Source organism: Halogranum rubrum, assembly GCF_900114455.1.
Taxonomy (GTDB): domain Archaea; phylum Halobacteriota; class Halobacteria; order Halobacteriales; family Haloferacaceae; genus Halogranum; species Halogranum rubrum.
Genome location: NZ_FOTC01000002.1, coordinates 882,795 through 895,213 on the forward strand (window position 1 = coordinate 882,795; position 12,419 = coordinate 895,213).

Below are 12,419 nucleotides of genomic sequence, written 5' to 3' on the forward strand. Positions count from 1 at the left end.
ACACCTGTTTGTAGAAATTTACAACACGTTATATGGGAGGACTGTGTAGGGCTGGATAATGGCCACGAGTGTCGCTCGATGGCCAACCAACCAGCCCGGTAGAGGAAGACATCTGAGTCTCCGGGCGGAGCGAACATGAAGAAGACACAGCTATTCACCATCCTCATCGTCGGTCTCGTATTGGTCCCGACGACGGCGCTCGCCGTTGTCGAAGGAGAACCCAACCTGAGTGCAACCGCACCGAACAACCAAGTCGCCACCGGCGAGGAGGTCGAGTTCACCGTCCTCCTCCAGAACGAAGGCGAGATCAGCGAGAGTTCCCAGCCCTCGTTGAACAGTCAGGTGACGACGGCGAAGGCAGTCACCGCAGAACTTCGTACGGACGCCGGATTCGGTAACGACGACCCGCCAATCTCCGTCGACACGGGGAAGCAGGCGGTCGGCAGTATCCCCGACGGACAGGCCGTACCGGTCACGTTCTCTATCAGCGTCGACGAGGACGCCCAACCGGGGAACTACAAAGTTCCCGTTCGCGTGACTTACGCGTACACCGAGTCCATCGACCCGCAGACTGGTGACTACGACGATGAGGGCGAGCAGCGAACGTTCAACGTGAACCTCAACGTCGTCGACAGTGCGAACTTCGAAATCGAGAGCGCCAGTTCCGACCTCGCCGTCGGCGACAGCGGGCCCATCTCGGTAGACATTACGAACACGGGCACGGAAGTCGCCTCGGACGCCAGCGTGCAGGTCGCCTCGCAGAACGGCGAACTCACCTTCTCGGAAGCGAACTCGGCGTCGAACTACGTCGGGTCGTGGGAACCCGGTGAGACACGCACGCTCACGTACGACGCAGCGGTCGCCCCCGGCGCGACACCCCGGAACTACGCGCTCACCGCGACGGTGAACTACGAAGACGACGGGGGTACCGCCCAGTCTTCGGACGCGCTCTCTTTCGGTGTGACACCGCGTGACGAGCAGTCGTTCGCTGTCGAGAACACGCAGAGTACCCTCCGTGTCGGCCAAGAGGGACGACTCAGTGGCGAAATCGTCAACAACGGCGAGACGGGTGCACGCAACGCCGTCGTCGTCTTCGAGACGGAGAACCCCAACGTCAACCCCATCGAGACCGAGTACGCACTCGGGACCGTCGGGGCAGGCGAGCGAGCGAACTTCAGTTTCGCGACGGAGATTTCGGAGTCCGCCGAGGCCGGTCCCCGTCAGTTCACGCTGGCAGTCGAGTACCGTAACGCCGACGGCGAGAGTCGCACGAGCGACCCACTCGACGTGCAAGCTAGCGTCGGTGAGAAACAGAAGGAGTTCGCCGTCGAGGGCGTCAACACGACGTTCGCCGCTGGCGACACGGGCGAGATGACGATGACCGTGACGAACAACCGCGACGAGGCGATGACAGACATCTCCGCGAAACTGTTCGTCGACGCACCCATCTCTGCCAGCGACGACGAGGCGTTCATCTCGCGTCTCGAACCCGGACAGAGCGAGACAATCGTCTTCGGAACGAGTGTCGGCGGCGACGCCATCGCCAAGACGTACCCGGTGAAGGTCGACTTCCGCTACGACACGCCGGACGGTGACACGCTCATCTCCGAGACGTATCAGGTACCAGTGATGGTGACCGAAACCGAAGGTAACGGTGGGTTCCCGATTGCCCTCGTCGGTGGACTCGTCATCTTCGGTCTCCTCGGGGTCGCCGGGTACCTCTACAGTCGAGCGTCGTAGATGGACTACCAGCGCCTCATAGACTGGACCGACGACCACATCGTCCACAGTTCCGGGAAGGTCATCATCGCCTTCCTGCTCGTGACGAGCGTGTTCGCGGTCGGTCTCGGTAACGTCTCGACGGAAGCCGGCACGGAGCAGTTCGCCTCGGACATCCCGGCGAACAACGCGCTCGAAGCCATCAACGACGAGTTCGGGTCGTCGTTCTCCGAGGATACGGGGACGACCCAACTCGTCCAACGAGGTGACAACGTCCTCACGAGAGAGGAACTGTTGCACATGCTCCGTGCACAGGAGCGCCTCCAGGACAAAGAGGACCTCCGCGTTAGTGGGACGTCTAGCGCCGCGAGCGTCGTCGCGCAGACGCTCGACCCGTCGGCGACGACTGTCGAAGAACAGATAGACGCCGTCGAAAGCGCGACTCCCACGCAGGTCCGGCAGGCCGTTCGACAGAACGCCGACAACCCCGCGTTCACGGGGACGCTAAGCAACGACTTCAACCGGAAGTCAGCCTCGGCGTCGGCGACCATTGGCGTCGTCACGCACCAGGTGCCCGGCGCGGGTGGGGGCGGCGGTGCCGGACAGAGTGGGTCGAGTCCGCTCACCGACATCCAGTTGAACTCGCAGCGCATCGTCGACACCGTCGGCGGTGACATCACGGTCTTCGGGAGCGGCATCGTCGCAGACGAGTTCGGGAGCGTCATCACCGACTCGCTGCTCATCGTCACGCCCGCCGCCGTGCTGTTCATCGTGTTCTTCCTCGTCGTCGCCTACCGCGACCTCCTGGACCTCCTACTCGGGTCGTTCGCGTTGCTGATGGCGATTATCTGGACCTTCGGCTTCCTCGGTCTCGCCGGTATCCCGTTCAGTCAGATGATGATTGCGGTGCCACCGCTCTTGCTGGCGGTGGGTATCGACTTCGGGATACACGCCATCAACCGATACCGTGAGGACCGCCAGACCGGTCTCGGCATCGACGAGTCGATGCGGGAGGCGACCGACCAGTTGCTGGTCGCGTTCTTCATCGTCACCGGGACGACGGTCATCGGGTTCCTCTCGAATCTCGCGAGTGACCTCGCTCCGATCAAAGACTTCGGTATCGTCGCCGCCGTCGGTATCATCTTCACCTTCCTCATCTTCGGGGTGTTCCTCCCCGCGGCGAAGGTGTGGTTGGACCGGAGAGCCGAGAAGTACCCGATTCCGGTGTTCAGTCAGTCGCCGCTCGGTGCAGAAGGCTCCCGTCTCGGTGAGGTACTCCGCGGTGGCGTCGTCGTCGCGAAGTACGCTCCACTGGCGTTCCTCGTCGTCGCCCTCGTCGCCAGCGCGGGTGCTGGCTGGTACGCCAAGGACGTCGACACGTCGTTCACCCAAGAGGACTTCCTCCCGCCGGAGGAGGTTCCGGGGTACCTCCAGAACCTCCCCGAACCGTTCGCCCCCGACGACTACTCCGTCGTGGCGACGCTGAACTTCCTCGAAGAGAAGTTCCAGACCACGCAGGGGGGGTCGGTGACGATATACTACGAGACGCCGATGGAACGTGACACGGCGTTAGAGGAGATATACCGCGCTGGCGAAGACCCACCAGAGTCGTTCGTCAGCGAGAACCGCCGTGCGGACTCACAGAGTATCGTGACTGTCATCCAGTCACAGGCCGAGCGTGACCCGGAGTTCCGGCGTCTCGTCCAGCGAAACGACCTGAACGGCAACGGCGTTCCTGACCAGAACCTCGGAAAGATTTACGACTACCTGCTGGACTCACCCGCAGAAGACCAAGCGGAGAGCTATCTCTCCGACGACAGACGGAGTACGCGCGTAGACTACTCGGTGAGCGCCGACGCCTCGCAGGAAGAGATAACCCAAGACGGCCGGATGGTCGCAGACCGGTTCCGCGGCGGTGCCGTCGCCACCGGGAGTACCATCGTCTTCAAGGCTATCTCGGACCTCATCTTCGAGTCCGCGCTCATCAGCCTGGGCATCGCTCTCGGTGCGACGGTCATCTTCCTCATCTTCATCTACTGGGTGCTCGAAGGGTTGCCGTCGCTCGGTATCGTCAACACGGTGCCCATCGCCGTCGCCGTCGCGTTCGTCGCCGGGACGATGCGGTTCCTCAACATCCCGTTCAACGCGTTCACGGCGACGATTCTGTCGCTTACCATCGGACTCGGTATCGACTACTCGGTCCACATCGTCCACCGCTTCATCGACGAGCGCAGAGAGTACGACCTGTTCACCGCCCTCGACCGGACAGTCCGAGGGACGGGTGGCGCACTCGCCGGCAGTATGCTGACGACAGCGTTCGGTATCGGCGTGCTCGTCCTCGCTCTCTTGAGTGTGCTCGGCCAGTTCGGCGTGTTGACGGCGCTGAGTATCGTCTACTCCTTCTTCGCGTCGTTGCTCGTCCTCCCGTCGGCGCTCGTCGTCTGGGACCGCTTCGTCAACGACGACCCGGACGTCCCGATGGGACATCCGAACGAGTCGACACCGAGAGACGACGGCGCACCGAGCGGACAGACGGTCGTCACGGACGGTGGTCGAGAGTGAGCGAGAGCGAACACGACGCCATCGAGTCACTCGAACATCTCGGCCTCTCGAACTACGAGGCACGAGTGTTCGTCGCCCTGCAGAAACTCGGCACCGGCACCGCCCGTGAGGTTCACCGCGTCGCCGACATCCCGCGCTCGCAGGTGTACGGTGCGGCAGACGAACTCGAAGCGCGAGGCCTCGTCGAGATTCAGCAGTCGACGCCGAAGCGCTACCGTCCCGTCAGTCTCGATGCCGCTCGCAGCCACCTCACGAGACGCCTCGAACAGGAACAAGAGCGGGCGTTCGACTATCTGGAGACGGTCCAGCGCGAGCAACGAGGCGAGGAGACGCGCGACGACGTCTGGACCATCCGTGGCCGCGAGTCCGTCGACGACCGGACCGTCGACTTGGCCAGCGGTGCGACGGACTGGGTCCTCTTCGCGGCGGCCACTCCCTCGTCGGTGCCGGACGAACTGGTCGGAGTCCTCAACGACCGAGCAGACGAGGGTGTCGCTATCGTCGTCGTGAGCGAGAACCCCGACGTCCTCGCCAAGTTCGACGACGCGCCCTTCCCCGCCGTCCAGCCGGTCAGAGAACCCCCGGCAGAGGTGATGGGGCGAGTCCTCCTGAGCGACGACAACACGATTCTCCTCTCGGTCCTCGCTGACGCGAACCTCCCCGGTGTGACCGACGAGACGGCCATCTGGAGCGCCGATTCGGCGATGGCGGCCGTCCTCGTCCAAGTCGTCCGCGGCGGTATCATGTCCGTCGTCGATATGGACGCGCTCGACGAGTAGCGTCCACGTCACACCGACACCACGCCGATTTCGTCGACGAGCACTTTTTTCACCGCAACCCTCACAAGAGACGTATGAGCCGTCCCGAGCAGTGTCCGGAGTGCGGCGCCCGCGACTCGTTGACCACGCGATACGCGACGGGCGGTGGCTGGCGTCCCATCGGCTATCGGTGCGAGAAGTGTGGTGCGCGTCTCGACAAGCGGTCCTGAACCCGCCCCGTTGCTACTTGAGTATCGTGTGACCCACAGACATATCTCGACCGAAAGACACATACATACGTGCCCCTCGCTAACGCTTCACGATGAGCGAGCAGGCGAACGTCGTCGGCACCAGACTCACGTTGGAGTTGTGGCATCCGAACTGTTGGGCGATAGAGTCGACGGCGGAGGCGGAGGGCGGCATCCTCGCATACGCGATATACAACACACCGAAGACGACGAGCCAGTCGGTCAACGGACTCTTCACCGCCTACGGTGACAGCGAAGCGGCCGTCGAGTCACTCATCGAGACGGTTCGCCAGTCGCCACACGCCGGGTCGGTACTGGAACTGCAAGAGCGGTTCGGGCGGGCGACGCAAGGGAGTCCACCCGGTAGCGTCGTCCGCGAGTTCTTCCTCGAATACGACCCGCGCGACATGATCTGTCCCGTCTTGCTCGAACACGGGTTCGTCCACAGTGCTCCCGTTCGCATCGAGGGCGGACGAGAGTACTGGGACGTCTGTTTCGCCGGAAACCGACGTGACATCGAGGCCAGCCTCGACGGTGTCCGCGAAGACGCTGACGCGGAGGTGTCCGTCTCGCGTATCACGGCCTCGGAGACTGCCGAATGCGAACACGATGAGCGAACACACACGCTGACGACGACACAGCGGGAGGTGTTCGAGTTAGCCAGAGCGCGTGGCTACTACCAGTGGCCTCGCGGCGTCTCGACACGCGAGTTGGCCGCCGAGTTGGACATCTCGAAGACGACGATGCTCGAACATCTCCGAAAAGCCGAGGCGAAACTTCTCGACCCTGACCACTGAGCGGCGACGCCGACCACTGAGCGGTGACCCACGAACGCTGAGTAGCGACTCACACACTGAATACCGACCGAGTGCCGTCTCTCGATGTACCGCCCGAATCCGACCATGGTCGGGGGAAGGTATATCAACAATCTGTGGTTAGTACTGGCCATCAGTCATGGTACCAAATGACAAGACGGGAGTGACTCGCAGAGACCTACTGAAGACGACGGGTGCAGGCGGCATCGTTCTCGTCGGCACGACTGCCGGTTGTCTGGAGTCCTCGGACGGCGGCGACGGCGGTGCAGAAGACGGTGGCTCCGGCGGCGGAAACGAGAGCACCGGCGGTGGGGCCGAAGGGACGGACAGTTCCGGCGGTGGCGGCAGCGGACAGGACAGCTACAGTATCGGGATGGTCAACGCGCTCACTGGGTCGCTCGCGCCGTACGGCGAGCGTAACCAGCGCGGGACCGAACTGGCGCTCGCGGCCATCAACGAAGTCGGTGTCGGGTCGAACGACGGCGAGTTTTCGGTCATCGAGGAGGACAGCGAGAGTGTAAACCAAGCCGGCGTCAACGGCGCGCGAAAACTCGTCACGCAGGACGAGGTACCGCTGCTCATCGGTGCCGTCGGGTCCGGCGTCTCCATCGCCATCTTCGACAGCGTCGTCTCCGGGACGGACGTGGTCCAAATCTCGCAGAACAGTACCAGCCCCGAACTGACCAACAAACCCGACCTGCTCCGGACGAGTCCGTCGGGTTCCGCGAAGGGGAAGGCGCTGGCGAGCCTCGTCGCCGAGGAACACGACACCGTCGCCGTGACGTGGATCAACAACGACTACGGGACGGGACTGTCGGAGGTGTTCGCCGGCTCCTTCGAGGGTGACGTCGCCTACAACACGCCCCACGACCAAGACCAGTCGTCGTACCGCGGCATCCTCTCGGAGATGGCGGGAACGGACGCCACCGCGTGGGTCTTCATCACGTACGCCAACGAGTACACCATCATGGTCAACGAGGCGTACGACCAGGGGTTCAACGAGGAGGTGGACTACTACGGTGCGGAGTCCACCGTCGCGGACTCCATCATCGAGAACACCGAACCCGGGAGCATGGACGGGATGACCGGTATCACCGAGAGCGCACCGGTCGACCAAGAGAGCTACCAGCAGTTCCAGTCGGCGTTCGAGGACCAGTTCGACGCCTCACCGACCGTCTGGTCGGCGTACGCTTACGACGCCGTCACCATCGCGGCCATCGCCACCGAAGCGGCGAGCGAGTTCACCGGTGCGGCGCTACAGGAAGTCGTCCGCGACGTCACTCGTCCCGAGGGAGAGCAGGTCTACACGTTCGAGGAGGCGAAACAGATTCTCGCCGACGGCGGCAGCGCCAGCGACGTCAACTACGAGGGCGTCTCCGGTCCGGTCGACCTCGACGAGAACGGCGACCCGCCGGGTTACTACCAGATATACCGGGTCGCCGACCACAGCTACGAGTACGGCGACTTCATCACCGGGTAAGATGGTCACAGACCGTCTGTCGACCGTTTCGGAACACTCGGAGGGCCGGTAATGGTCCAACTCGCCCAACTCCTCGTCAACGGGTTGGTCTTTTCGAGTATCATCATCCTCGGGGCCATCGGTCTCTCGCTCGTCTACAGTATCGCCGACTTCGCGAACTTCGCGCACGGCGACCTGATGACTGCGGGCGCGTTCGGCGCGCTGGTCGCCGCGGGCGTCCTCGGCGGCGACCCACCGACGCTGTTCGGCGTAACGCTCCCGTCGCTGCCGATTCCGGGCGCAGACATCGTCCTCTTCGAGCTACCGTTGGCGCTCTACGTCGGCATCCTCGTCGGGATGGCGTTCGCGGCGCTCGTCGCCGTCGTCACCCAGCGGTTCATCTACGAACCGCTCGACGCCGGGTCTATCGAACTGCTCATCACGAGCATCGGTGTCGCGCTCGGTTACCGTGCCATCGTGCAACTCGGGTTCGGGTCCGGCCAGCGCACCTACGAAATCGAGCGAACGGGCCGAATCGAGTGGCTCCAAGACCTCCTTGGCATCGCGGTGACGCCGCGAGACGTCATCATCCTCGGACTGACCGCAGTGCTGGTCATCGGCTTGCACACCCTCCTCCAGTACACGACGCTGGGACGGAAGATGCGCGCGACGGCCGACAACGCCGACCTCGCGCGCGTCTCGGGTATCAGGACCGGCGAAGTCATCCTCGCGATGTGGGTCATCGGCGGTGCACTCGCCGCAGCGGGCGGTGTGTTCCTCGGCCTCGACACGCTCGTCCGACCGCGGATGGGGTTCGACATTCTGCTCGTCGTCTTCGCCGCCGTCATCCTCGGCGGCATCGGGTCCGTCTACGGCGCGATGCTCGGCGGTCTCGTCATCGGGATGGCCCACGAGTTGACGCCCGCGATTCCATTCGTCAGCGTCGAGTACTCCTCGGCGGTGGCGTTCATCTTGATGGTCGTCATCCTGCTCGTCCGTCCGAAGGGCATCATGGGAGAGGTGACCTGAGATGGCTGAGGTAGCTGACGAGGCCACCGACGGCACCGACGGCACCGACGACACCGGCGACACGGGTGAAAGATGGATCTTCGCGGTGTTCGGCGTGGTCGCTCTCGTCCTCCTCGTCTTGCTCGCCACCGGCCGAATCACGCTGGCGTACCTCCTCCCGACCGTCGCACTCGTCGGGATGTGGGCACTGCTCGCCCTCGGGTTGAACGTCCAGTGGGGGTACGCCGGACTCATCAACTTCTCCGTCGCCGCCTTCTGGGGCGTGGGGATGTACTCGGTAGCGCTGTTCACCACGGCGGGGTCGCCACTCGGCATCAACCAAGGGTTCTTCGTCGCCGTCGTGGTCGCCGTCGTCGCGTCGACGGTGCTGGCGCTCCTCATCGGGATTCCGACGCTCCGTCTCCGGACGGACTATCTCGCCATTGCCAGCCTCGGCCTCGCGGAAGTCGTCCGCCTCGTCATCTTGAACGAACGCAATATCACGGCGGGGAGTCAAGGAATCAGCGTCGACGCGCTGTTCCCGGGCCTCGTGACGTTCCTCGACGCCTTGTTCGCGCCGGATGCGCCCGCGTTCCCGTACCGCGGACTCGTCGACCTGCTCCTCGTCAGCATCGCCGTCGCACTCGTCTACCTGTTCTTGCGTCGCGTCCACCGCTCGCCGTGGGGTCGACTCATGCGGACGATTCGGTCCGACGAGGACCTCGCGGAGGCGCTCGGGAAGAACACCTACCAGTACAAGATGCAGGCGTTCGTCGTCGGGAGCATCCTGATGGCGCTGGCCGGCGTCTTCTACGCCTACCAGTTCCGCTACGTCGCACCCGGCGACCTCGAACCTATCAACACGTTCTACGTGTGGGTCGCGGTCATCCTCGGCGGAACGGGGAGCAACCGCGGTGCCGTCGTCGGCGCGTTCACCATCATCCTCATCCGCGAGGGGACGCGGTTCCTCGGCGGCCTCGGCCTCGGTCTCGACTTCGCGGCGCTCCGCCTCTTGCTCGTCGGCCTGCTCATCATCGTCGTCGTGCGCTACCGCTCGGAAGGATTGCTTCCACCACGACGCGAACTCATCTGGCCTGCCGCTAGGGAGGACGACCGATGAGCGAGCGCGAGATGGTCTACGAAGGGGCGAACATGGCCAAGGCCGACGTGGTCTTGCGCGCCAAGGACCTGCGCAAGAGTTTCGGTGGTCTCGTCGCCACCGACGACGCCTCGTTCGCCGTCGAGCGGGGGAGCATCACCGGCATGGTCGGCCCGAACGGTGCCGGGAAGTCGACGCTGTTCAACCTCGTCTCGGGGTTCTACACACCGGACGGGGGGTCGGTCTCCGTCAACGACACTGACGTGACGGGCAAACCACCGCACGACGTCGCCCGCGAGGGACTCATCCGAACGTTCCAGACACCGCGAAAGTTGGAGGGGATGACCGTCCGCGAGGCGATGATGGTCGGTGCGACGCCGCAGACCGGCGAGTCGATTCTTCCCCTCTTTCTCTCACCCAGCACAGTCACGAGTGAGGAACGGGCGAACCTCGACCGAGCCGAGCAGTTGCTCGAACGCTTCGAGATCGCCCACCTCATCGACGAACCGTCGACAGACCTCTCCGGCGGCCAGTTGAAATTGGTCGAACTCGCGCGAGGTATCACGACCGACCCGGACATCTTGCTCCTCGACGAACCCGTCGCCGGTGTCAATCCGACGCTCGCGAACGACATCAAGCGGTTCATCCGCGAACTCAACGAGGAGGGTCAGACCTTCCTCATCATCGAGCACGACATGCCGTTCATCATGGACCTCGCCGAACCCATCATCGTCCTCGACCAAGGACGCGTCTTGATGGAGGGCACACCCGAGGAGGTCAGAACCGACCAGCGTGTCATCGACGCCTACCTGGGCGGCGCAGAGGGCGGCCGACCGGGTTCTGGAGGCGACGAATGAGCAGACACGTCCTCGAAGCTAGTAATGTCGATAGCGGCTACGGAGAGGTACAGGTGCTCGACGACCTGAATCTTCACCTCGACGACGAGGAGATCGTCTGTCTCATCGGTCCGAACGGCGCGGGGAAGTCGACGGTACTGAAAACCGTCTTCGGACTGCTTTCGCCGTGGACCGGGTCGGTTACACTCCGCGGTGAGGAGATAGGCGGCGTCGACCCGGCGGACCTCGTCCGCATGGGCGTCGGCTACGTCCCGCAGGTGGACAACGTGTTCGGCTCGCTCTCTATCGACGAGAACCTCCGGATGGGCGGCGTCGCCCGCGAGTCGGGTCTCGACGACGTCATCGGGCGACTCTACGAGCGGTTCCCGATTCTCGACGAGAAGCGAGGCGCGAAGGCGCGGACGCTCTCCGGCGGCCAGCGACAGGTGCTCGCTTTCTCGCGGGCGCTCGTGATGGAACCGGACGTGTTGCTCATCGACGAGCCGTCGGCCGGGTTGGCACCGTCTATCGTCGAAGACGTGTTCCGGAACGTCCAGACGGTCAACGAACTCGGAACCTCCATCCTCATGGTCGAACAGAACGCCCGCGAGGGACTCGCCATCTCCGACCGCGGCTACGTACTTGACCAAGGAACCGTCGCCTACGAGGGTCGGGCGAGAAGCTTGCTCGACAACCCCGAGGTGTCACAGCTCTACCTCGGCGGTGCCGACTACGAATGAGGAACGTTCGGAGATGTCTTCGCCCTACGCGAAGATGTCCTCGTAGTCGTTGCGGATGAAGTAACGAACCCAGTTACCGTACGTCCGGTCGGCCGGGTGGTCTGCCGTCTGTTCGTACTGGACGACGCCGTCCTCGTCGACGACGTACGTCGCGGCGATACCGGTCACGCCGTGGCTCGTCTCTTCTGTCCCGCTGTACTGGTCTGCGACCTCTCCATCAGAGTCGGCCAACAGTTGGATATCTAAATCGAAGCGGTCACGCATCTCGGTGAGCGCGCCAACCTCGTCGGTTACGACTGGCAAGATGTCGACGCCGTCGTTGAACCAGAGGTCGTACGACACTTCGCTGAACGTCTGGAGATGCTCGGCACAGAAGCTACACCACGCGCCTCGGTTGACGAGTACGACCGTTGGACCGCTCTCTAAGGTCTCCGAGAGGGAGACGTCGTCACCTGTGGTACTCTGCAACGTAAAATTCGGTGCGTCGGAACCTTCGAGTGTCACACACAGGGCTTGAGTGGCGAGTGAGTAAGGTGGTCCGCACTGTGGCGTCCGAGATGCACAGACGCCGAGTCGCTCTCTTCCGTCGAAAGAATCGGGAGCGTCGAACAGCCGAGTCCAGTAGAGAAGGAAGCGACTATCGACGAATCCGGAACCCGTTCTCGCCCTGCGGTTCCTCGTACTCGGCGTCGACCGAGTCGACGTCTGCGGCGGTACTTCCGGTGTGGCACCACTCCACCATCGACTCGACTGACGACTCAGAGCCTTCGAACACAGCCTCTACTCTCCCGTCGTCGAGGTTCCGAACCCACCCGTCGACGCCGTGTTCCTCGGCGGCGTCGCGGGTGCTGGCACGGTAGAAGACGCCCTGGACTCGCCCCGACACGTACACGTGTGCTCGCGTTCGGTCTGTCATGACTCGACCGACACACGGGAGCGACTAAAATCCGACCGCCGACATCGACAGACCAGTAAGTAGCGATGGTTCGAGATGAACAGACGACACAGGCTGGAACGAACTCGTGAAGCGACGTGTCGTGCAACTGCTGACCGCTTCACGCCGGGAGCTACGTCACACGAGTCGGTGGTCTCGGCATTGGTCTTGAACGTTCGCCGTCGACGACTCGTCACTGCTGTGACTCGTCTCGAATCGCGATACTCTAAGTGTCCCACGA

12 protein-coding genes are annotated in these 12,419 nt (G+C 63.4%); 10 read left to right on the plus strand and 2 right to left on the minus strand.

What is annotated here, in order from left to right:
* The first annotated feature begins 135 nt into the window (after positions 1-135).
* From BM083_RS12860 to BM083_RS12900, 10 genes are all read left to right on the plus strand, one after another.
* A complete protein-coding gene (locus tag BM083_RS12860) occupies positions 136-1,740 on the plus strand; it encodes a COG1361 S-layer family protein (protein WP_089869881.1) in 1,605 nt (534 codons plus the stop codon).
* The gene (locus tag BM083_RS12865) at positions 1,741-4,281 is read left to right on the plus strand and encodes an efflux RND transporter permease subunit (protein ID WP_089869882.1); all 2,541 of its coding nucleotides are present in this window, start codon (positions 1,741-1,743) and stop codon (positions 4,279-4,281) included.
* Positions 4,278-5,060: a TrmB family transcriptional regulator gene (locus BM083_RS12870; RefSeq protein WP_089869883.1), complete on the plus strand. Its 783-nt coding sequence runs from the start codon at positions 4,278-4,280 to the stop codon at positions 5,058-5,060. Before BM083_RS12865 ends, BM083_RS12870 begins: the two co-directional genes overlap by 4 nt.
* A gap of 74 nt (positions 5,061-5,134) precedes the next feature.
* Complete coding sequence (locus tag BM083_RS23990) at positions 5,135-5,269, plus strand: hypothetical protein (RefSeq protein ID WP_281244186.1); 135 nt, start codon at positions 5,135-5,137, stop codon at positions 5,267-5,269.
* 92 nt (positions 5,270-5,361) lie between these two features.
* Positions 5,362-6,084: a helix-turn-helix domain-containing protein gene (locus BM083_RS12875; protein WP_089869884.1), complete on the plus strand. Its 723-nt coding sequence runs from the start codon at positions 5,362-5,364 to the stop codon at positions 6,082-6,084.
* Positions 6,085-6,265: 181 nt separating this feature from the next.
* Positions 6,266-7,582 carry an ABC transporter substrate-binding protein gene (locus tag BM083_RS12880; RefSeq protein WP_177197643.1) on the plus strand — a complete coding sequence of 439 codons (1,317 nt, stop codon included), beginning with the start codon at positions 6,266-6,268 and terminating at the stop codon, positions 7,580-7,582.
* 51 nt (positions 7,583-7,633) lie between these two features.
* Positions 7,634-8,590: a branched-chain amino acid ABC transporter permease gene (locus BM083_RS12885; RefSeq protein ID WP_089869886.1), complete on the plus strand. Its 957-nt coding sequence runs from the start codon at positions 7,634-7,636 to the stop codon at positions 8,588-8,590.
* 1 nt (position 8,591) lies between these two features.
* On the plus strand, positions 8,592-9,689 hold the full coding sequence (locus BM083_RS12890; RefSeq protein WP_089869887.1) for a branched-chain amino acid ABC transporter permease: 1,098 nt from the start codon (positions 8,592-8,594) through the stop codon (positions 9,687-9,689).
* A complete protein-coding gene (locus BM083_RS12895; RefSeq protein WP_089869888.1) occupies positions 9,686-10,525 on the plus strand; it encodes an ABC transporter ATP-binding protein in 840 nt (279 codons plus the stop codon). Before BM083_RS12890 ends, BM083_RS12895 begins: the two co-directional genes overlap by 4 nt.
* The gene (locus BM083_RS12900; RefSeq protein WP_089869889.1) at positions 10,522-11,244 is read left to right on the plus strand and encodes an ABC transporter ATP-binding protein; all 723 of its coding nucleotides are present in this window, start codon (positions 10,522-10,524) and stop codon (positions 11,242-11,244) included. Before BM083_RS12895 ends, BM083_RS12900 begins: the two co-directional genes overlap by 4 nt.
* A gap of 24 nt (positions 11,245-11,268) precedes the next feature.
* On the opposite strand, the gene BM083_RS12905 is transcribed toward BM083_RS12900, so the two are convergent.
* Entirely contained in the window at positions 11,269-11,748 is a 480-nt protein-coding gene (locus BM083_RS12905; protein ID WP_089869890.1) for a peroxiredoxin family protein, read from the minus strand.
* 133 nt (positions 11,749-11,881) lie between these two features.
* Positions 11,882-12,160, minus strand: a complete 279-nt coding sequence (locus BM083_RS12910; protein WP_089869891.1) for an acylphosphatase — start codon at positions 12,158-12,160, stop codon at positions 11,882-11,884.
* Positions 12,161-12,419 lie beyond the last annotated feature (259 nt).